General features: G+C 32.5%; 28 protein-coding genes and 1 tRNA gene. 17 read left to right on the top strand and 12 right to left on the bottom strand.

Annotation, left to right across the window (positions count from 1 at the left end; all coding sequences use genetic code 11):
* Positions 1 to 417 precede the first annotated feature (417 nt).
* Genes H5T45_04910 through H5T45_04925 form a run of 4 tightly spaced genes read left to right on the top strand, consistent with a single transcriptional unit; the run spans position 418 to position 2,351 of the window.
* Positions 418 to 633, top strand: a complete 216-nt coding sequence (locus tag H5T45_04910; protein MBC7129053.1) for a HypC/HybG/HupF family hydrogenase formation chaperone — start codon at positions 418 to 420, stop codon at positions 631 to 633.
* Between the two features lie 10 nt (positions 634 to 643).
* Positions 644 to 994 carry a hydrogenase maturation nickel metallochaperone HypA gene (locus tag H5T45_04915; protein ID MBC7129054.1) on the top strand — a complete coding sequence of 117 codons (351 nt, stop codon included), beginning with the start codon at positions 644 to 646 and terminating at the stop codon, positions 992 to 994.
* Positions 991 to 2,055 (top strand): hydrogenase formation protein HypD, encoded by a 1,065-nt coding sequence (gene hypD, locus H5T45_04920; GenBank protein MBC7129055.1) that lies wholly within the window; start codon positions 991 to 993, stop codon positions 2,053 to 2,055. The genes H5T45_04915 and hypD overlap by 4 nt, the downstream gene beginning before the upstream one ends.
* On the top strand, positions 2,046 to 2,351 hold the full coding sequence (locus H5T45_04925) for a winged helix-turn-helix transcriptional regulator (GenBank protein MBC7129056.1): 306 nt from the start codon (positions 2,046 to 2,048) through the stop codon (positions 2,349 to 2,351). The genes hypD and H5T45_04925 overlap by 10 nt, the downstream gene beginning before the upstream one ends.
* On the opposite strand, the gene H5T45_04930 is transcribed toward H5T45_04925, so the two are convergent.
* Entirely contained in the window at positions 2,346 to 3,065 is a 720-nt protein-coding gene (locus tag H5T45_04930; protein ID MBC7129057.1) for a CBS domain-containing protein, read from the bottom strand. The two genes, H5T45_04925 and H5T45_04930, sit on opposite strands and share 6 nt — an antisense overlap.
* Before the next feature lie 59 nt (positions 3,066 to 3,124).
* Here H5T45_04930 and H5T45_04935 point away from each other — a divergent pair, with 59 nt between their 5' ends.
* The 3 genes from H5T45_04935 to H5T45_04945 all read left to right on the top strand — a co-directional run bounded on the left by H5T45_04935 (position 3,125) and on the right by H5T45_04945 (position 6,094).
* Positions 3,125 to 4,060 (top strand): pantetheine-phosphate adenylyltransferase, encoded by a 936-nt coding sequence (locus tag H5T45_04935; GenBank protein MBC7129058.1) that lies wholly within the window; start codon positions 3,125 to 3,127, stop codon positions 4,058 to 4,060.
* Positions 4,061 to 4,083: 23 nt separating this feature from the next.
* Positions 4,084 to 4,167: transfer RNA gene (locus H5T45_04940), tRNA-Ser, on the top strand.
* Positions 4,168 to 4,207: 40 nt separating this feature from the next.
* Positions 4,208 to 6,094, top strand: a complete 1,887-nt coding sequence (locus tag H5T45_04945) for a peptidase C25 (GenBank protein ID MBC7129059.1) — start codon at positions 4,208 to 4,210, stop codon at positions 6,092 to 6,094.
* Positions 6,095 to 6,098: 4 nt separating this feature from the next.
* On the opposite strand, the gene H5T45_04950 is transcribed toward H5T45_04945, so the two are convergent.
* Entirely contained in the window at positions 6,099 to 6,941 is an 843-nt protein-coding gene (locus H5T45_04950; protein ID MBC7129060.1) for an MBL fold metallo-hydrolase, read from the bottom strand.
* 74 nt (positions 6,942 to 7,015) lie between these two features.
* Here H5T45_04950 and H5T45_04955 point away from each other — a divergent pair, with 74 nt between their 5' ends.
* A complete protein-coding gene (locus tag H5T45_04955; GenBank protein MBC7129061.1) occupies positions 7,016 to 7,537 on the top strand; it encodes a nicotinamide-nucleotide adenylyltransferase in 522 nt (173 codons plus the stop codon).
* Here the strand turns inward: H5T45_04955 and H5T45_04960 are convergent.
* From H5T45_04960 to H5T45_04975, 4 genes are read right to left on the bottom strand one after another with little or no spacing between them, the layout of a single operon-like run.
* Positions 7,524 to 8,393 carry a 4Fe-4S cluster-binding domain-containing protein gene (locus H5T45_04960; protein MBC7129062.1) on the bottom strand — a complete coding sequence of 290 codons (870 nt, stop codon included), beginning with the start codon at positions 8,391 to 8,393 and terminating at the stop codon, positions 7,524 to 7,526. The genes H5T45_04955 and H5T45_04960 overlap by 14 nt on opposite strands.
* Entirely contained in the window at positions 8,386 to 8,970 is a 585-nt protein-coding gene (locus H5T45_04965) for a TIGR00296 family protein (protein MBC7129063.1), read from the bottom strand. Before H5T45_04965 ends, H5T45_04960 begins: the two co-directional genes overlap by 8 nt.
* Entirely contained in the window at positions 8,966 to 9,400 is a 435-nt protein-coding gene (locus H5T45_04970) for a bifunctional nuclease family protein (protein MBC7129064.1), read from the bottom strand. Before H5T45_04970 ends, H5T45_04965 begins: the two co-directional genes overlap by 5 nt.
* Positions 9,397 to 10,335, bottom strand: coding sequence for a M48 family metalloprotease (locus H5T45_04975; protein MBC7129065.1), 939 nt, complete (start codon positions 10,333 to 10,335; stop codon positions 9,397 to 9,399). The genes H5T45_04970 and H5T45_04975 overlap by 4 nt, the downstream gene beginning before the upstream one ends.
* A 166-nt stretch (positions 10,336 to 10,501) precedes the next feature.
* Here H5T45_04975 and H5T45_04980 point away from each other — a divergent pair, with 166 nt between their 5' ends.
* From H5T45_04980 to H5T45_05010, 7 genes are all read left to right on the top strand, one after another.
* Positions 10,502 to 10,651 carry a hypothetical protein gene (locus H5T45_04980; GenBank protein MBC7129066.1) on the top strand — a complete coding sequence of 50 codons (150 nt, stop codon included), beginning with the start codon at positions 10,502 to 10,504 and terminating at the stop codon, positions 10,649 to 10,651.
* A 305-nt stretch (positions 10,652 to 10,956) separates the two neighbouring features.
* Complete coding sequence (locus tag H5T45_04985) at positions 10,957 to 11,418, top strand: 6-carboxytetrahydropterin synthase (GenBank protein ID MBC7129067.1); 462 nt, start codon at positions 10,957 to 10,959, stop codon at positions 11,416 to 11,418.
* Positions 11,406 to 12,065 carry a 7-cyano-7-deazaguanine synthase QueC gene (queC, locus tag H5T45_04990; protein ID MBC7129068.1) on the top strand — a complete coding sequence of 220 codons (660 nt, stop codon included), beginning with the start codon at positions 11,406 to 11,408 and terminating at the stop codon, positions 12,063 to 12,065. The genes H5T45_04985 and queC overlap by 13 nt, the downstream gene beginning before the upstream one ends.
* Positions 12,052 to 12,675 carry a radical SAM protein gene (locus H5T45_04995; GenBank protein ID MBC7129069.1) on the top strand — a complete coding sequence of 208 codons (624 nt, stop codon included), beginning with the start codon at positions 12,052 to 12,054 and terminating at the stop codon, positions 12,673 to 12,675. The genes queC and H5T45_04995 overlap by 14 nt, the downstream gene beginning before the upstream one ends.
* A gap of 27 nt (positions 12,676 to 12,702) precedes the next feature.
* Positions 12,703 to 13,335, top strand: coding sequence for a protein-L-isoaspartate(D-aspartate) O-methyltransferase (locus H5T45_05000; GenBank protein MBC7129070.1), 633 nt, complete (start codon positions 12,703 to 12,705; stop codon positions 13,333 to 13,335).
* On the top strand, positions 13,325 to 14,215 hold the full coding sequence (locus H5T45_05005) for a radical SAM protein (protein ID MBC7129071.1): 891 nt from the start codon (positions 13,325 to 13,327) through the stop codon (positions 14,213 to 14,215). Before H5T45_05000 ends, H5T45_05005 begins: the two co-directional genes overlap by 11 nt.
* Positions 14,187 to 14,918, top strand: coding sequence for a methyltransferase domain-containing protein (locus tag H5T45_05010; GenBank protein ID MBC7129072.1), 732 nt, complete (start codon positions 14,187 to 14,189; stop codon positions 14,916 to 14,918). Before H5T45_05005 ends, H5T45_05010 begins: the two co-directional genes overlap by 29 nt.
* Here the strand turns inward: H5T45_05010 and H5T45_05015 are convergent, their stop codons facing one another.
* The gene (locus tag H5T45_05015) at positions 14,919 to 15,425 is read right to left on the bottom strand and encodes a hypothetical protein (GenBank protein MBC7129073.1); all 507 of its coding nucleotides are present in this window, start codon (positions 15,423 to 15,425) and stop codon (positions 14,919 to 14,921) included.
* An 83-nt stretch (positions 15,426 to 15,508) separates the two neighbouring features.
* On the opposite strand from H5T45_05015, the gene H5T45_05020 reads away from it, so the two are divergent.
* Positions 15,509 to 15,967, top strand: a complete 459-nt coding sequence (locus H5T45_05020) for a hypothetical protein (GenBank protein MBC7129074.1) — start codon at positions 15,509 to 15,511, stop codon at positions 15,965 to 15,967.
* On the opposite strand, the gene H5T45_05025 is transcribed toward H5T45_05020, so the two are convergent.
* Both H5T45_05025 and H5T45_05030 read right to left on the bottom strand, forming a co-directional pair.
* Positions 15,950 to 16,597 carry a hypothetical protein gene (locus tag H5T45_05025; protein MBC7129075.1) on the bottom strand — a complete coding sequence of 216 codons (648 nt, stop codon included), beginning with the start codon at positions 16,595 to 16,597 and terminating at the stop codon, positions 15,950 to 15,952. The two genes, H5T45_05020 and H5T45_05025, sit on opposite strands and share 18 nt — an antisense overlap.
* The gene (locus tag H5T45_05030; GenBank protein MBC7129076.1) at positions 16,594 to 17,664 is read right to left on the bottom strand and encodes a Coenzyme F420 hydrogenase/dehydrogenase, beta subunit C-terminal domain; all 1,071 of its coding nucleotides are present in this window, start codon (positions 17,662 to 17,664) and stop codon (positions 16,594 to 16,596) included. Before H5T45_05030 ends, H5T45_05025 begins: the two co-directional genes overlap by 4 nt.
* Before the next feature lie 213 nt (positions 17,665 to 17,877).
* Here H5T45_05030 and H5T45_05035 point away from each other — a divergent pair, with 213 nt between their 5' ends.
* A complete protein-coding gene (locus H5T45_05035; GenBank protein MBC7129077.1) occupies positions 17,878 to 18,090 on the top strand; it encodes a hypothetical protein in 213 nt (70 codons plus the stop codon).
* A 3-nt stretch (positions 18,091 to 18,093) separates the two neighbouring features.
* Here H5T45_05035 and trmY read toward each other — a convergent pair whose 3' ends face one another.
* The 3 genes from trmY to H5T45_05050 all read right to left on the bottom strand — a co-directional run bounded on the left by trmY (position 18,094) and on the right by H5T45_05050 (position 20,567).
* Positions 18,094 to 18,684, bottom strand: a complete 591-nt coding sequence (gene trmY, locus H5T45_05040; protein ID MBC7129078.1) for a tRNA (pseudouridine(54)-N(1))-methyltransferase TrmY — start codon at positions 18,682 to 18,684, stop codon at positions 18,094 to 18,096.
* Positions 18,671 to 19,939, bottom strand: coding sequence for a UbiD family decarboxylase (locus H5T45_05045; protein MBC7129079.1), 1,269 nt, complete (start codon positions 19,937 to 19,939; stop codon positions 18,671 to 18,673). Before H5T45_05045 ends, trmY begins: the two co-directional genes overlap by 14 nt.
* A 247-nt stretch (positions 19,940 to 20,186) precedes the next feature.
* Positions 20,187 to 20,567, bottom strand: a complete 381-nt coding sequence (locus H5T45_05050; protein ID MBC7129080.1) for a transposase — start codon at positions 20,565 to 20,567, stop codon at positions 20,187 to 20,189.
* Between the last annotated feature and the right edge of the window lie 18 nt (positions 20,568 to 20,585).

Genomic DNA, 20,585 nt, shown 5'->3' on the forward strand with positions numbered 1-20,585 from the left:
TAGAAACAAAAAGATTACTATTTTCCAGATTTAAAAAAGAAGATATGAGAAGGAAACATGTAATTGGAATGGCAATTTGCCATAACCTCCAGACATATATGACTATTTTTTATCCCTATAATTTTCTTTATGAATATGTTAAATGTAATTGATTTGTTCGACAACCCCTAGTATCAGACTTGTAAAATAAATAGTCAAATTTTTTAATTTTTTATATATCTTTAAAAAATTAATCTTATTCAAAAATAGATGAAAATTGGCATTTTCTTCAGTTACATCAAAAACCACCTTCTCTTTTGCTGCCACATTATTTTAATAATTTTCATTAAAAATATTATCAGGTTTGGAGGAAATATTTTTACTATAATACTTCAATAGTTTAGGAAAATAATTTATATTGCCTTCGATTTTAAAGCGATGTGCCTTGCAATTCCAGCTAAAATAATTGAAAAAAAGGGAAATAAAGCGATTGTGGATTATGGGGGAGTAAAAAGAGAAATAGATATTTCACTTGTAAATGCAAAGAAAGGAGATTATGTAATTGTTCATGCGGGTTTTGCAATCCAGATTATAGATGAAAAAGAAGCAAGTGAAACGGTGAAAATTTTCGAGGAGATTTTGAAAAATGCATGAATTTTCTACAATGCAAAATATAATGGGCTTAATCATTGAAGAAGCAAAAAAAATAGGGGCTAAAAAAGTTATTAAAATTTATCTTGAAGTAGGTGAGCTAACTTTCCTTGCTGATGAACAGATGAAATTTGCCTTTAATCTTTTGAAGGAAGGGACAATTGCTGAAGACGCAGAGCTTGATATTAAAAGAATAAAGGCAAAAATTAGTTGCAAATGTGGTTATGAAGGGGAAATAAGATATGGAGAAAAAGATGAATTTCACATTATTTTCCCAATTATAAGTTGCCCCATTTGTGGAAATAAAGCAAAAATTTTGGAAGGAAGAGAATGCAGAATAAGGAGTATGGAGGTCGATATATGATTTTCAAACTTCGCAATAAAAATTTTGCAGATGCAATAATTAAGGAAATAAAAAAAATAGGGAATGGATTAAAGATAATGCATGTATGTGGGACACACCAGGATACAATTTTAAGATATGGTCTTGATACCCTGCTTGCAGAAAGTGGGGTTGAAATAGTTCAGGGACCCGGCTGCCCAGTTTGTGTTACAACACCTCTTGAAATAGAGAAGGGAATAAAGCTTGCTGAAAAGGGAATAACAATAGCAACATTTGGAGATATGTTAAGAGTGCCAGCAAGCAAAACACTCGAAAAAGTAAGAAGCGAAGGAGCAGATGTAAGAGTTGTATATAGCATAACAGATGCAATTGAGATAGCAAAAGAAAGAGAAACTGTTTTTATTGCAGTTGGGTTTGAAACAACCGCACCCTCAACAGCCATTTCATTGATGAGAGAACCAAAAAATTTCTCTATTCTAAGTTGCCACCGCTTTATTCCACCAGCCCTTGATGCAGTGCTTGGGATGGGGGAGATAGGGCTCGATGGTATAATATGTCCTGGGCATGTATCTACTATAATAGGGGTAAAACCCTATGAAAAAATTGCCAGAAAATATCGCATACCTCATGTGATTGCTGGTTTTGAGCCACTTGATGTGCTTCTTGCAGTTTATATGCTCGCTAAGCAGGTGGAAGAAGGGAGATATGAAGTTGAAAATGAATATAAGAGATGTGTGAGGGATGAAGGGAATGAAAATGCTTTAAAAATAATGAACGAAGTTTTTAGCAGAAAAGATGCTGAATGGAGAGGATTTCCAGCAATTAAAAAATCAAAAATGGAATTGAGGAAAAAATTTGAGGAATATGATGCCGAAAAAATTTATGAAGCATTACTTGCTGATGTTAAAGAAGCAAAAACTCCAAAAAATTGTAAATGCGGAGAGGTTTTGAGAGGAGTAGTAAAGCCCGAAGAATGCACACTTTTTGGAAAATCATGTAATCCATCACATCCTCTCGGGCCTTGTATGGTATCGATTGAAGGAGCATGCAATATTTCATACAGGTATAGAAAATGGATATAGAAATAGGGACTATTGAAGAAAGAATAATCAAAATTTTGCAAGAGAAATATCCAATTACTGCTGCTGAATTAAGTAAAAAAATTGGGATACCAGAGGAAAAGTTGATTTTTGAATTAAACAAATTGCAATCAAGAGGGATTATTATTCTTGAGCCACTTCCAGATAAAATATTCATAAGACTTATAAGATTTGATATAAGATTTGTTGGGAGAAGAAGGCAATATAAGTTTATAAAAAAGAAGAAAATAAAATTTAAGGAGGAAAAGGAAAAGAAAGATGATATGATGTATTCATAGCAAATCAATTTCCTCTATCAAGCCAAGATATTCTTTGCCCCTGCAAACGGCAACAACCTCACTCTCCTCCATAATTTTTATTATTTCTTCTCCCGCTTCATTTTCCCCGCATATCGGAACTTCTCTAACCAATCCTGTTAATGATGTTTCAAGTAGAGATGTTTTCTCCGGGTGGTAATCCTTTGCTTTTTCTTTCGTTGAAATAATTGGCAAAATTTCCCTTATACCTATTACTCCAGAAAATTTTTTCTCAGATAAAACTGGTATGAATTTTCTATTGCTATTTCTCATAATATTTATTATTTCGCCCACCTTATTTCTCTCCTCAACAGGTTGCACATATTTCATTAATTCCTTAGCAGTTTTTCCTATACCAGTAATCTTAAGAATATCAATCAGTCTTACATAACCAATTATTTCTTTTTCTGATGTAACAATCAGTTTATCAACACCGCTATTGACCATTACGCTTTTTGCTTTTTGTGCAGAATATGTCGCATCTATTTTTGGAACACCAACAACAAAGTTTTTTATTCTCTCATTTCCCATTATTTTACTTTTTATCAAATTTCTTTCATCTATTATTCCAATCGCTTTTTTATCTTTTGTAACTATTGGAAATTCTCCTTCCCTATATATGTAACCAAATATTTTTCTTATATCTTCATTTTCCTCAATCAATTTAAAATCTTTCCTAACAATTTCCTTTATCATTAAAAATAATAAGTTTTTCTTATAATAAAGTTTCTTATACCAGAATTAAATTATAAACAATGAAAGTCTGTTTAGGAGGAACATTTGATATAATACACGAGGGTCATGCCTCTCTCCTATCAAAAGCTTTTGAAATAGGTAGCGAAATTTATATAGGGATATCAAGTGATAAATTTGTTAAAGAAATGGGAAAAGAAGCAAGAAAATATGAAGAAAGAAAAAGAGAAATAGAAAAATTTATAAAAGAAAATAAATGGAAAAAGAAATTTAAAATAATGCCTCTTGAAAATATTTATGGCATAACTCTTGAGGAAAATTTTGATGCAATAATAGTTTCCCCAGAAACCGAGAAAAGGGCCAAGGAAATTAATGAAATAAGAAAAAGAAAAGGAATTAATGAAATCAGAATAATAGTAGTGCCTTATGTTATTGCTGATGATGGAATTCCAGTGACAACAAGCAGGATAAAAGCTGGCGAAATAAAATGTAAAAAGAGAATTAAGCCATTGAGGGTTTGCATTGGTTCAAAAAATGAAGTTAAGATAGAAGCAGTAAAGGAAGTTTTTAATGAATTTTTTAAAGGATTTAAAATAATTTATGACTTTATTTCAATAAATACAAAAAAACAACCATGGAACGAGGAAATAATTGAAGGGGCAATAGATAGAGCAAAAAAAGCATGCATTGAAAATGATTATGGAATTGGTATAGAATCAGGCATAAAAGAGGAAGGGGGATTTTATTTTATTGAGCAATATGTCGCAATTGTTGATAAAACTGGCTACACAACTATTGGAAAAAGTCCCTCTTTTGAGTGTCCTTTGCAACTAATTGAAAATCTTAGGGAGGGAAAAGAATTAAAAGAATTAATTCCATTTAAAAATAGGGAAGATGAAAAAAAAGGGGTTATATGGTATCTTTCAAAAAATATTGACAGGAGAGAGATTACAAAAATTGGAGTTGAAATGGCCTTGTTGCCAAGAAAAAGTTTATAATTTTTATCCCATTTTCATTACAAGCGGGGATGGCCCAGCCTGGTAAGGCGCAGGATTGCTAATCCTGTGGTCGTATGACCGCGCGAGTTCAAATCTCGCTCCCCGCGCTTCATAGAAAAATTTAAACTCAAAAATGCATTTATACCTATGAAAAATTTGAAAATTCTGTTTGTTGGATGTATTCTTTTAGCCAGCTCGTTGGTAACTGGGATTAATAACGAAAAAAGAATTTCTGAAAAAATAATATTTTCGGAGCCAAAGATACTAGAGAATGGATTTATTGAAATTAAAGAAGCAAATGGTTATACAAATGATGCTTATTCCCCCTGCCTGCCAATTTTCACAAAAACTTTTATTTTTGATTTGAAAACAGAGATAAAAAATGTTGAGATAATTCCTAAAAAAATAGAAAAAATAACACTCAACAAGGAAGTACCTTGCTCAGTAGGTGCTGTCTCAATAGGGAGAGAATTTAGCAATGTAAGAAATAAATATTATCTTGATGTTTATCCGGATAAATGGGGGATATTTAATATAGGTATCGGGCTCGATAAAATATTTTTAACTTTTGAATTGTATCCTATAAAATATCATCCTGCTTTAAATTTTGCTGAATATGCTGGAGAATTTGAATTGAAAATAATATATGAGAAAGGAAACTATGAAAATATCAACCAATATGATTTACTCATCATCTGTCCTCAAAAATGGAAGGATGAAATTTCCGAATTGAAGCAACACAAAGAAAGCAAAGGAATAAAAACAATAATTATTTCAACAGATGAGATTTACAGCGGAAAATATTTTTCTTGCAATGGTAGGGATGATGCTGAAAAAGTGAAATATTTCATTAAAAATGCAAAGGAGGAGTGGGGAATAAAATATGTTCTGCTATTTGGGGGAATGAAAGGACAGAGATTTTGGGAATGGTATGTTCCAGTTAGATATACAAATCTTGATGATAATTCAAGTTGGGAAACTGGTTATTTGAGCGATTTATACTTTGCTGACCTATATAAATATGAAAATGGAAGCATTGTTTTTGATGACTGGGACAGCAATGGGAATGGAATATTTGCTGAATGGAATAGTAAAAACAAGGATATTCTTGATTTATATCCTGATGTATATGTTGGAAGATTACCTGCAAGATATGACTGGGAAGTAAAACAACTAATAAACAAAATAATAAATTATGAGAATAATGCATTTGGAAAAGAATGGTTTAAAAGAATGGTTGTTATAGGTGGCGATTCCTTCCCCGACATAGAGGTTGGAACAGATTATATAGAGGGGCAGGTTGAATGTGACCATGCCTTAAGTTTTATGGAAGGTTTTGAGAAAATAAAAATATATGTTGAAGGAGGAGATATACAATTTACTCCTGAAAACGCAGAAAATATTCTTTCTCAAGGAGCAGGCTTTGTTTATTTTAGCGGTCACGGAAATCCAGCAAGCTGGGCAACACATCCCCATAATGATTTTGAAACATGGATTGATTTTGGATTGAAAAATATAAGAGCTCTTAGTAATGGAGAAAAATTGCCGGTTTTAGTTGTTGGTGGATGCCACAACAGCCAGTTTAACAGCAGTATCTTAAGATTTTTAACTCAAGGAATATGGGCTTATTATTTAGGAGAAATGACCCCTCAATGCTGGAGCGAGTTAATGCTGAAAAATACAGGGGGAGGAAGCATAGCAACTATTGGAAACACTGGTTTGGGATATGGAACAATAGGGGATGGGCCGGTGGATGAAGTTCCAGACAGCGTGCCGGATGGCGTGCCTGATTGCATCCAATATTTGGGCGGATGGCTTGAACCACATTTCTTCAAAGTTTATATGGATGGGAAGGATGTGCTTGGTGAGACATGGGCTAATACGATTGCAGATTATCTCAATCATTTTCCTATTGACTGGAGCAAAGATTGGGTAGGAGAAAGACCATATACAATTGAACTTGTTGACTGCAAAACAGTTCAGGAATGGGTTTTGTTCGGTGACCCAAGCCTTAAGATAGGAGGATACCTCTAATTACTTAATATTTTTCCCATAATTCCTTTCTTCTTGCCTCGAGCAATGTATTTTTTAAACCATTCCATTCGGCAAATGTTTTTATTCTTTTTCCATATATCTCATAAAGCATTTTCATTCTTTTCCTGTAGTCAATATCTCTCAACAAATGATGATCAAGTATAAGCTCGCAATCAGTTTTTTCCATTATTTCAATTAAATTTTTCTCCGCTTTCTGCAAATTTTCCATAGAAAACTTCCATCCAAGAAAATAGGAAGGGGGGCCATCCATTATAAGAATCTCTGGATTTTCCTCTATTATATATTCTTTCGCTTTTTCATAAACAGGTCCTTGCACATCTGATGCAAAAAGAATTTTTTTCTTTTCTTCAATACTAACCATAATTACATATCCAACAATTACTCCTTCTGGACCATGAGGGAAAGGAGGTGAGAATTTTATCTTAAACTCATCTTCCCTGTATTCATTTCCATCGCAGTATATTATTTTAGCTTTGTCACTGAAAATCTGATGAAAATAGCTACCTCTCTCCCGCTGACTCCTGTTGATAAAACTGTCTATCCTTTTAGCATATATTTTTTTTCCACAATAAAAGCTTTCTTCAGGGTCATAATGGTCATAGTGATAATGGGTTATTACAAAAATGTCGCATCCCTTGGCAATGTCCCCTATCTTTCTTTTCGCTTCATAAAGGGCATTTATTTCAATCTCATGGGGCGGCAGCCCGTATCGAGACGGCCCGAGGGCGGCGGAAGCATCTATAAAAACTTTTTTTTCTTTAATTTCAATTATAGTTGCCATTGAGCGAACGCCCATTGAATCAGAAAAAAGAGGAATAACTCTCATTGTAAATATATAGCAAATCTTAAATAAATTTTTTCAAAACAGAAAAGTAATTATTTATCTATTCTATTTTTCTTATGCGTGCTTTGATTATTGGCAGGTTTCAACCATTTCATATGGGGCATGCAAAACTCGCTGAAAATTCAAAAAAATATGAAATAATTTTTGCAATTGGTTCCGCATATGAAAGTTTCACTTTTGAAAATCCATTTACATGTAGTGAGAGATATGAAATGATTGTTCTTGCAATGAAAGAAAATAAAATTAAAAATTACCATATTGTCCCTGCTCCAGATATAAATAGATATGGGCTTTATGCAAAGCATATTGAAGAGATTATGCCATCTTTTGATATAGTTATTTCAAACAACCAGCTGATAAAGGAACTTTTTGAAAGAGAGGGCTATGAAGTTATCGAAAAACCCCTTTTTAAAAGAAATATTTACCAGGGTAAAATTATAAGGGAGAAAATTGCCAAAAAAGAAAAATGGGAAAATCTTGTTCCAAAAAATGTTGCAAATTTTATAAAAAAAATAAAGGGAGAGGAAAGAATAAGAAAAATTGCTGAAAAAGGTTGTAATAAATTCAAATCAGAATAATTCCCTTTTTTAATGCATATAAATAAACTTCATTGTATTCTGCCCGTGTTATTCTTCTATTTATTTCATGGTTTTCATATGCTTTGTAAGTTGGATAATACTGGTCCATAATGTTAACTGCTGCATTTGGGATATTTTCAGAGATCCATTCAATTACTGGCTTCGAACAGCAATCTATATGATTTGGAAGAATGAGATGACGCACTATCATCTCTCCGTTCCTGTAAGCTATTTCATGATTTCTTGTAACAATCTCAAAATATCTATCTATTTTTGATAAATTTTTTGCACATGAATTATTCCCATATTTAAAATCTGTAAGGTATAGATCAATAATGTATCTTAAAATATCCATCGTTTCTTCACTGCAATACATATTTGAATTCCATATTTGCGGAAGATTTGAATTACAATTTTTCAATACTTTTAATATGTATAGCAGATTAGGAGTTGGTTCTCCACCGACCCAATTAACATTTTTTGCTCCACTTTTTTCTGCTTTTTCTATTAAAACAGCCATTTTTTCTGGCTCAATATATAAACCATTTTCAAACTGAGAAATGTCCCAATTCTGACAATAAATACAGGAAAAATTACATCCAGAGAAAAATATTGTATATGAAGGAACCAGAACTCTTTCCTCACCATAATGTAAGAAATGAGATGATATTTTTGAATTTTTTACCCTACATTTACCCTTATTTTTATTTCTATCCACATAGCATCTATGCTCACAAAAATGGCAATTTCTGAATATATCTTCCACCTCCTCTATAATTTTTTCCAGTTTATCCTTATTTTTTGTATAATTATTTTCTGTTTTCCCCTCCAATATGGAATGATATCTCTCAAGCATTTTTCTTTATTTTTCCCTTGGGTTTTTCTTCGCTGAATATTTCCCCCTGAAAAACATAAACTTTTGTAGTATTCTTTTTCCATTCATTTTCTGGCAAACCAGCTTTAATGCAAGTATATCTTAAAAAATCAATAACATCCCATCCATATTCAACCGCTACTTGAGGTAGCAATAATCCACGATATATTCCTTTTTCGACCATCAAACCATCTCTTCCAATCTTTATATGCTCAGCATATTTCTCTGGTTCAACCTCGAGAAGTTTTGGCTTCGTCAATACAGTCACCTCAATAACAATTCTATCAAGTTCGTCCTCCATCAAATCGGGAAATCTCGGGTCATGGCAGGCGGAGACGGCAGATTCTTTTATTGCTTTTTTCAAGGGCATTATCGGTTCTGGAATGCCGATGCATCCCCGAAGCTCATTCTCTGGATATGTATTTATTGTAACAAAAACACCTCTGTTTTCCTCAAAATTTTCTAGTTCATCAATTTTTTTTCCTTTTACATGCTTTTCTATAACATCTCTTGCATATCTAACAAGTTTTTCTCCTTCTTCGATTGACAGCATTTTAATACTCTATTCCCATTTCCTCTCTATTTTTTCCAGCTTCCTTCAAAACTTTTTCATCAACAAATATGTCACATCCCTCTCTTACCGCAAGTGCTATACAATCACTTGGACGAGCATCAACAACAACTTCCTCGCTCTTATCATTTCTTACAAATTCTATATACAACTTTGCAAGGAATACACCATTAACGAGGTCATCTATCACTATTTTTTTTATCGATGCCCCAAGCAAATTTATTACTTCTATAAATAAATCATGGGTGAAGGGACGATGATATCTTTTCCCCTCCAAACCATTAATTATACTCTCCGCCTGGTTATGACTAACAAAAATTGGTAAAACAGTTTCATCATCAACAAGAAATATTTCAGAGTAATTATCGCCATGATATACATGAGGATATACTTCCATTTTTACTAAATTTTTATTCATGATAACTCGGCTAACCTCTTTATTCTATCAACTACATTTGGATGGGAAGAAAATATCTCCATAATTTTTTCAAAGGGGGTTGCTTTGGTTCTCTGTGAAAAATATTTTATTTCATATTCATCCAAATGACCATCTAGGTTTAAGTCAGCGCTTCTTAAATCGTTTATATCATTTCTGGCGGTTGAGGGATCTGTTGCAAAGAATGCTTTTACACCCTCTACACTTTTCAATTTAACCGAGGGAATACGTGATGTATTGGCAGTAATTCTGTATAGGGCGGAGGCGAGAGGATAGGATTTTCCAGTTAAGTTATATGAACCATAGTCTGCATAGTATTCTCTTAATCTGCTCACCCATAAAACTATTAGATTTGAAATCAAATAAATTCCAAAAGCTATTCCAGAAATTAAAGATGCTTTATTCCTATCCCTACCGTAAAGGGTGCTCCAGAAAATATAATAGCTTATTAGGGGAACAACTGATAAAAGAGTTATTACGATCATATCTCTATGCTTTATATGTGATATTTCATGCCCAATTACAGCTTCAATTTCTTCATCATTTAAAATTTCAAGTAACCCTCTCGTTACACATATCCTTCCGTCTCTCCTGCTTCTCCCAAACGCAAAAGCATTTGGTAAATCTATTTCCGATATTCCTACTTTTGGTTTCGGTATGGATGCTTTTTCCGCTAGTCTTTCAACAATCTCGTGCAATTTTGGCATTTCTTGCTCGCTTACATATCTCACCTTCATTGAAAATTCTACAATTTTTGGACTTATCAGATACTGTAAAACAACAACAAATAGTGCTATAAATGCTATTACCAATGGTTGGGCATATCCTGCAATGTAAGCAATTAAGGTTAGCAGTCCAAATATTATTCCAAATAACAATGCTATAGCAATTGCAAGTTTTGTATAAAGTGCTGCCATGCTTCTTTTCACATTAGCAATAAAAAAATTAAATATTAAAGCTTTACTGAGCTTTATAGGTGCTTTTTAACTTAACCAAAATTTTCGATAAAAATATTCATCCTATAGATGCATTTGATGATAAAATGCAAAGGGATGCAATTATTGAAAGAAAAATGTATCGTTAATGAGAGAAATAACTCCAGTGGAAATAATACTTTACAGCGTATTTCTATATCTGTGCAGATTGTCGCTAAGAGATGTATTTGAAAATAGCATCTCAGATAAAAGCCTCATTGTGTGCAATGCAAAACAGATGGAAGGGCATGGTATCTGATACTGAAAAGATAGAACATTTTGATAACTATTTTCCAAGCAAGAGATGGAAAATAAAACATGTGAAGCTCTGGTTTTCCATTTATGTTTTCTATTATAATTTGATAGAGCCATCAGAGTTTATCCAAAAACTCCCCATTTTTTTATTGTAGAGGGGTAACAATGGATAATGAACATGAAAGATTCATAGTAGCATTGCAGGGGATAATGCAATGCTAAATTTAACAGCACCGACAGCTGAACAAAGAATTAAAAAATTGAAAATTTGAAGCGAAGATATTTTATATTCAATAAATATAAAATTTTATGAAAATTTGTATTGATGGATGGAAAAGCGGTTTAACATTTTCATCCGCTCATTTTTTACCAGATTATTCAAATTGCTCCCGTCTGCATGGGCATACCTATGCGGTGCATGTTGTTATAGAAGGAGAGGTTTCATCTGGTATATTAATTGATTTTAGAATTGTAAAGGAGAAAATAAGGGAAATCATAGGCAAGATAGATCATAAGGTGATAATCTCTTCTGAAGGGATGCTGGAAATAAAGAAGGGAAGGGAAATTGAAATAAGATATAGGGATAGGAGATATGTTATTCCAGAGGAGGATTGCGCCCTGCTCCCGATTTTTTCATCATCTGCTGAAAATCTGGCAACATATATATTGAATGAATTTCTGAAATTAATAGATAAAAAAAATATAAGAAGGATAGAAGTTGGAGTTGATGAAGGATATGGGCAAGGGGCATGGGCAAAATGGGAAAAGTAGTTAGTCTGCTATCAGGAGGAATTGACAGTGCTGTTACTTCTGCAATTGCGAAGAGCAAAGGATATGAAGTTTATACCATCACATTTGATTATGGGCAGAGGCATAGAAAAGAAATGAAATGTGCGGAAGAAATTGCAAAATGGCTTGGAGCTAAGCATAAGGTGATAAAGGCGGATTTAAGGCAGATTGGAGGAAGTGCTTTAACAGATGATGTGCAGATATCAGATGAGTATGAAGGGATACCTCCTACTTATGTTCCAGCAAGAAATACAATTTTTCTTTCCTATGCTCTCGCATATGCAGAGGTTATTGATGCAGATGCAATTTTTATAGGAGTAAATGCGGTTGATTACTCTGGTTATCCCGATTGCAGGAAAGAATATATAAAGGCTTTTCAAAATATGGCAAAACTGGCAACAAAAAGAGGAGTAGAAGGAAAAGAAATAAAGATAGAAACTCCTATATTGTATCTAACAAAGGGAGAAATTATTAGAAAAGGAATTGAATTAGGTGTGCCTTTTGAAAAAACCTGGAGCTGTTACAGAGGAGGGAAGAAGGCTTGCGGAAAATGTCCTTCATGTGTGATAAGACTTAAAGGATTTGCGGAAGCTGGTATAGAAGACCCGATTGAATATGAAAGTAAATGAAATTTTTTATTCAATACAGGGCGAAGGAAGCGATGCTGGCTTGCGGACAATATTTATTCGCCTGGCGGGATGCAATTTGAGGTGTAAATGGTGTGATACAAAATATGCATATTTTGAAGGGGAGGAAATGACTGTGGGGGAAATATTAGGAAAAATCGGGAAGTGGGATTGCAGGAGGGTTTGTATAACAGGAGGTGAGCCACTTCTCCAAGACGAAGTTTATGATTTGATAGATGGGTTAATTGATTTGGGATATTCTGTAAGTGTTGAAACAAATGGTTCAATAAGCATAAGAAATTTAGCGGAAAGAAATGTTTTAATAAAAATGGATTATAAATTGCCATCAAGCGGTTTTGAAAAATTTATGATGAGAGATAACCTCAAAATTTTGAGGAATAGAGATGAATTAAAATTTATAATAATGGACAGGAAAGATTATGAATTTGCAAAGCAAGTCATGAAAAGTAATATTATAAGGTGCAATATAGTGATGCAACCTGTATGGGGAAAATGTAAAAAACTTGCTGAATGGATTTTAGAGGATGGGGTAGATGCTCGCCTTTCCCTTCAAATTCATAAAATTATATGGGGTAGTAGGAGAGGTAAATAGTTTTATTTAATTCCTGTATATTTTATTGTGGATAAAGAGAAATTAATAAATAAACTTATAAAAGAAGGTTATTTGAAAAGCAAGGAAGTTATAGAAGCAATGAAAGAGATACCAAGAGAAATTTTTGTTTCAGAAAATGAAAAAAATGATGCATATTTAGATATACCCTTATATATTGGATATGGACAAACAATATCAGCCCCCCATATGGTTGCAATAATACTTGAAAATCTTAAATTAAAGGAGGATAGCAAAATACTTGAAATAGGAACTGGAACTGGATACAATGCAGCAGTTGTTTCGAGAATAGCTAAAAAAGGGATTGTATATACTGTTGAAAGAATAAAGGAGCTCGCCGATACTGCGAGAGAAAACTTTAAAAAACTTGGATTGGAAAATATAAAAGTAATTTGCAGAGACGGCTCCCTTGGCTTGCCTGAATATTCTCCTTATACTCATATATATGTCACATGCTCCGCCCCCTCAATAAGGCAGGAATTGATTGATCAACTTGCGAAAAAAGGAAGAATGATAATACCTGTTGGCAAGGTATATGGTGAGTTATGGCTCGTTAAAAAAAATGATAGGATTGTTAAAAAAAATTTGGGAGGATGCGCATTTGTTCCGATGGTGGGAAAAGGGGGGTATGATGAATATTAGATTATCGCCCGCAACCGCCAGCTTTTTAGGATTAAAGAAATTAAAAATAGATGCCCCTCAAAAAACCCTTTATTTTTTAATGGATGGAATATGTGAAGGAAATTGTTTTTATTGCAATCAGAAAAATGGAGGGCTTGGAAGAATGTACTGGCAATCTTATGATTTTAATTTTTTAAAGGAAAAAATGAAGAAAGCAAAAAGAATGTGCATTCAAACAATATATGGAGAAAAATACTGGGAGGATCTAATATATTTTTTAAAGGAACTCAATAAATTTGATATGCCAATTTCAGTTTCAATGAATGCGGTTGGAGAGGAAAAAATGCTTATTTTGAAGGAAAATGGTGTGGAAAGAGTTGGGATTGGCATGGATTGCTTCAATGAGAAAATTTTTAAAAAATTTAAAAAAAATGTGCCAGCATGGAATGAATATATGAAATCATTGAAAATTGCAAAAAAAATATTTGGAAAAGCAACATGCCATCTGATTGTAGGGCTGGGGGAAAATGATAAAGAAGCAGTTGATTTAATGAGAAAAATTTCAAGAATGAAAATAAAGATTGCTTTATTTCCCTATTCAAAAGGAAATGAAACTGTTGTAAGCTTGAAAAGATACAGGGTTATTCAGATTGCTCTTTTTGCTGTAGAAAGAAATATGGGAAAAATCTATTTTGAAGGAGAAAAAATATCATCGATTGATTTAGAATGCATACCAAAAAATGCTTTCTATACATCCGGTTGCCCAAACTGCAATCGACCCTTTTACAATGATAGAGTTAAAAAAATATATAATTATCCCTATAAAATAGGTAAAGAAGAAATAGCAAAATGTATAGAAGAGGCTGAAAAATATGCGAGAATATATATTGCTAATCAATAGTGAGGATAGCCTGTTGATTGAAAAAGGAAAGATAAATAATACAAAATATGGAAAAATAGATGCAAGAAATATAAAGGAAGGGGATATCGTTACAGCTTCAAGAACTGAATTTATTGCAATTAAGCCAAATGTAATTGATTTGCTCAGCAAATGCAGGCGCGGCTCGCAGGTTGTGCTTCCAAAAGATGCATCTCAAATTTTGTCAATAACAGGTGTTTCTTATGGATGGAGATGCCTCGACGGTGGCTCCGGCTCGGGCTTCCTTGCTATATTTATAGGGAATATTGTTGGAAAGAGGGGAAGAGTATATACTTACGAAAAAAGGAGGGAATTTTATGAAATTGCTAAAAAAAATATAGAGCTTTGCGGGATGGAAAAAATAGTGAAAATAAAAAATGATGATATTAAAAATTTCAGAGAAAAAAATCTTGATTTAATTACTCTTGATATGAAAAATTCTCATGAAATTGTTCGTAAAGCAAAAAAAGCCCTCAAACCAGGAGGCTGGCTTGTTGTATATTCTCCTCATATAGAAGGGCAGATTGCTTCATTGAATGAAATGAGGAAAAATGGATTTCTTATTTATGCAACAATAGAAAATATCCAGAGGAAGTGGAAAAGCATAGGTGGCTATACCCATCCTGAGCCGAGCGGAATTCTGCATACTGGTTTTATGACATTTGGGAGAAAGGCAATTGATTAATTATCCTAATCTGTCATATCCCACAAAAAGAATTGATGAGCCTACAAAGATATGAGTATCCTCCCTTAATTTCCATGCAATCTTTATATGTAAGCCAATAAAGCCGAGCATCATGCCGAGTTGATTTCCGAGCATTAAACCATAGTCATCGATGCTTTTTCCTTTCCATAAATAGTTTGCACCGAATTTTGTAATTGTAATTCCTTTAGTATATTGAAATAAAATGGGTCTTAAAAGCAGTCTAAAAAAACATCTTTCCCTTGAAAATGGTATGAATACCTTGCCCCCTCCAACACTTACAATATAATTTGAAAAACCAAAATCATGCTTTATACCCAGCACACTTAAATCCCCTTTCTCAATTTTCTCTGCATCTTCATAGGAAATTTTCATTTCCTTAACTTTTTCATTTAGTGCATTGAAAATCTCAACATCAACACTATTTTTAGCAAGAGAAGTTGGCACTAAAAACATGGAAATTATCAAAACCGCTATTATCTTTTTCATAATTTTCAATAACAATCCTCTTTATAAATCTTTTTAAAATTAATTTTGAAAAAGTGTTATAAACCTGTATTTATTGGTAATACATGGAAAGATGGGAAGAGTGGGCAGTATTTTCATCGATGATATCAGTTGCAATTTTTATATTTCTGAATATAATAAATTATATCCTAATTCTTTTTGGTTATCCAAATCTAGGAATATTTTTTCCAATAAAAACAATTATAGTAATAGGGATAGGATGGTGGTTAATGATAACTGCTATAACTATTTACTATGAAAGAAATAGGAAAAAGGGAGTAATATGGTATTTGCTTTCAATACTTTCAATATCCGCTCTTATTGTATCTATTTATTGGGCATTTTTTATCAAGAGAATTTACTATATTAACGATGTAAATGAACTTGCGGGTGCTGGAATGGCCAGCGTATTTATATATGGCTCAATATCTCTTATAATAGGAATAACCTCTTTGATTTACTATACTTTTTCAGAATCAAGGAGCTGGAGATATTTTTCTAACAGGTTAAGATTTTTTAGATAAAATCTCTTTTCTTGTTAGCATTTCAAAAGGAAGATATTTTTTATAAAGCAAAAAAAAGATAGAAGTTGATAAAGCAAATGATAATATTGAAACAAGATTATAACTGGAGAAGATAATCACAATAACCCATATAAGCACACCCATAAAAAATGAAATTATAAAATATTTTAATTTCTCCCTTCTTCTTATTCCAAGAGATATGGTTATACCACTATTGCAATGATATATTATAACAGAAATTACAAGAATTATAAAAAAAATTATCTCAATTCCCGCAACCAATTCAATAACAAAAAATGTAGCAAACAGGGAAGAAAATCCAAGGCCAAAGCTGGCGCCGTAAATTGTTATTGCCTTGTCATAAAACCTTTTTAGGTTTAAAATGATGAATTTTGAAAGCTGTTCAACAAGAGAAAATAGAAAAGAATAAATTAAAAGATTAAGCGTAGATTCTATAAAAAAAGTAAATCTTTCAAGTAAATATATAAATATTCCAAAAACAAAACCAACTACAAATAAAATAAATATATTTTTTTCAACGAATTTCCCTTCATAATTTCTTATTATGATGTATAAAATAGCAATGGATGGAAGCAGTCCAAGAGGGAAAAGGAGAGTATTAATGCTCATGGAAAATCCTTCTTTTCCTTTCTAATTGTCCATTCCTCTATCATTTTTAATATCTTTTTTTCATGATTTTTATCCCAATCTGGATGAATTTCTATGTAGTTTTCATCAATTGCTTCATCAAAAATTTTCTTTCCCTCTTTGCTTCTTATAACAGCAGTTGTATATCCTTTTTCAGAGCCAATTCCTCCCAAGGATATGTCTCCGTATATATTAGAGAAAGGTATTCCACATTTAAGACATGATTTTCTTGCAACTTCCCTCAATTCTTTTAAGGATATTTCTCTTATCCTCCCATCTCTAAATTCAACAATCATCTTTTCCTTGATATTTATCTTTTCAATGTCGCTTAATCTTCCAGCAATATTTTCAAATTTTCTTAATGAAACAGCATCAAAGGAAAAGTTTTCTATGCAGAATAGGCCAACTATAAAATTTACCATTCCAGATGGTAAAATATTAACAGATTGCATTTTCCTTATGCTTTTTGTCTGGCAGGGTGTGCCTGTCATTGCTATGCTCTCAATTCCTCCGTAACCAACCTCTTTTAATTCTGGGAGAAGGGATGTATATGTGCTGAAATATTTGACTTCTTCCAGACTTGGAACTGTGGCAATTACAGAGCCAGCGCAACTCAACAAATCGCTATAAGATGATGCAAGAAATGGTATGCTTCTTCCCCCTTTCATTTTTTTAACCGCAAGAACCGCATCAACAATTCCAGCATCAAGCAGGTAGTTAAGTAGAGAGGTTGCCACTCCTCCATCACAGCATTTTTTTAGGATATTTTCATCAGTTGAGCGGGCTGAATAAACATTTATTATTTTCCCTATGCCATCTCCGTATTTTTTCCTCAGCTCTTCATCGAGTTCATCTGTAAAAGGACATATCATGTAGCATATTCCGCATTTTAGGCAATTTTCCTGATTTATATAATCAGGCAAACCATCTTTCATTCCTATAGCAACAAGTCTGTTAGCCCTGCAAAAAGAAGTACAGCCCCCGCAAAGAGCGCACAATCCCGCATCAATAACATCTCTTTTTAAATCGTTGAATGAAATTTCCTCCATAGTTTGTATTAAGAATAGTTATAAATTTATTTCTACCCTCTCATTTCATTAAAAGAGTTAGGTCGCTCTTGAATTCTTCATAAAAAATGCAATTTCCTTAAATTCGAACATTTTTTCAATAAAAAGATTTCCAAGAGTTAATTAAATCAGGATACAAGCCCAAATAAAGATATTTATTACTTTGGAAATGCCCTCGGGGTTGATTTTATTTTATTGGATAAAGAAAGATTTAAGCAGATTGTTCAAGTAACTTATGCTTCTGGCATGGATGAAATTGAGGAAATAGAAATAAAAGCTTTAATAAAAGCATCAGAATTGCTTAAATGCAAAAATTTACTTGTAATTACATTGAATTATGAAGATGAAATGAAATTAGAGGATAAGAAAATTTTTTTCATCCCTCTTTGGAAGTGGATATTGAGTTAAATTTTATCTCTCCTCTATTTTATCAAGAAACCAGTTTATAACATTGATGCAATGGCTGCTCAAATAGGATTTTTTGCCAATTGAAACATCTATTGCTCCGTATCTATGAAGAATTTCTTTTTCTTCATCATTTAGTCCTTTATTATCTCCTAAAAAGAATAATGGCTCTTCTCCAAAATTTATTTTATCGATATCTTCTCCTTTTTCATCCATCAAATAATATTCTTTATCCCTATTTTCATCAACAAATTTTTTGAAATCTTTTCTGCTGACAAATATTCCAGGTGTGCTTTCCTTTTCTTCATCGCTTGCTTTTTCTATTGCCTTTATTGTGAAGATTGCTATGCTCCTTTCATCTGGACTTACTTTTCTCAATTTTCCTCCTTCAAATCTTATATAAACAGGAGGATTTGGCGGACCATGTAGAATTGTATGGAAAAAAACATTTCTTCTTATATCATTTGAAAGCCAGAAAGCAGAATTTACACATCTTGCAACTATATCAATTCTTCCAGCTGATGGTAAATCCCTTAAATTAACATCTGGCCTTGTTAATGCATTTGATTTCAGATAAAAATGCCTATAGATAGTCATCTGGATTTATTTTCACAGGCAAATCTGGCTTTTTAAAATCTTCTTTATCCTTATCAAAAGGAATTGTTAAATCAAAGCCAATTTTGGTTGTTTCCCTTGTAACTGGATTTGCAGATGGGTCAAGCGATGAGCCTTTTTCATATTTTATTATCATATCTTTATTTCCCTGAAAGCGGGTTGCCATTGCCCATTCAACCTGGCTCCAATCATGCACATCAATATCTTCATCAACAATAAAAACATGCTTCATTGATTTATGCCCTCTAAAAGCAGCCTCTATCGCCTTTTTCCCATCTTCTTCACTTTTTTTCCTTATGCTAACAACTCCATGAAGCCAGGAGCATCCGCCAGGCGTAATATAAACATCAACAACATCACATACCTTTGACACTTCCTTAAATATAGTCGGCTCCTTTGGCAGCCCCATCAATACCTTATGCTCCAGCCCCCCAGGCAGTAGGGCGTGATAAATTGCATCATCTTTTGCATATATCTTCTTTATCCTTGCAACCCTTTCTTTTCTTACAATATCAAATGTCTCTGTTAAATCAAGGAAGGGACCCTCATCATGCATCTCTCCAGTAAACTCGGCGGTCATGATTATTTCCGCTTCCGGGACAATATGATTCTCAATTTCTATTAAATTTATGGGATAAAGTGAGTTTGCTATAGCAAGCTCATCTACATCTGGAGACATTGAAATTGCTGCGGAAATAGCTACTGATGCAGGATTTCCAATGCAAATTGCAAATTCTTTAAGACCCCTCTCTATATATAGATTGAAATCCCTAGGCAAAATTCTCATAACAACTTTATTTTCATCAATTACCATCATTCTATGATATGATGCATTAAATCCATATTCCCTATCAAAAGCAATGATTACTCCAGATGATATATATTTTCCACCATCCTGAGGATAGTGTTTTAATATAGGCAAATCTTCTATACTTTTTATACTTTTATATCCCTCCGCTTTTTTAGTTTCCGCTTTTTTAGGTTTTTCCATAGCAAAAATTATCTTTTTAAGCAATTCTTTTTCATTTATTCCAAGAGATTCAGCAAGCAATTTCCTAGTGCTAAATATATTCCCTGCAACTTTCATATCATATCCAGAAACATTTTCAAATAAAACTGGCTTTCCATCAAATACTCTCATCATTGAGGATATTTCATATTCGGTGCTAACCTCTTTCTTTATTTTTAAAATTTTATTCTCTCTTTCCAGCTTCTCTATGAAATTTCTAAAATCCATAATAGTATATCATATTGTTTTTAATTTTTGTTGTTTCTCCTGGTTTTTCATAATTTTAGTATTTTACTGGATAATTATTCTTCCATACAGTATTTCCGAATGTTGTGTTAGATTTTGATTTTTTGCAAAAAATAAAAAATTTTTTATCAATTTAATTTAATTGTTCTGAAAACAAAAAATCAAAAAATAATTTCTTCTCTATAAAAATATTAGCGAAAGATAGTCCTATAACTTTCGAGATAAATTATTAAAAAATTTTGATGATTTTTTCATCGATTCTTTTAGCACAATTAATATTACATAGAACTTTTCTTTGCTTTATTAAATCAAGAATAGAATCTTTCCACTTTTCAGCTATTATAGAAATAAATTCTCTTATAAAGTACCACAGATTATAAAGGATAGCAGAAAATATGAAAAAGAAAAACCTTATAATAGGATTCTCTGTCTTCGTTTTTATCATAAAATTCTCTTGAGCATCTCTATAAAAATTTTCTATGTTCCATCTTCTCCTATATAGATCTGCAAGACTAAGAATATTTGATTCATCAATTTCAATGTTTGTGCAGAAAACATCGAAATTTTTCCAATTTTCTTTATATTTGTTACCATTTGGAATGAAGAACAAGTTTGTTTTTATTTCTTC

The sequence above is a fragment of the Thermoplasmatales archaeon genome (assembly GCA_014361245.1).
Classification (GTDB): domain Archaea; phylum Thermoplasmatota; class E2; order UBA202; family JdFR-43; genus JACIWB01.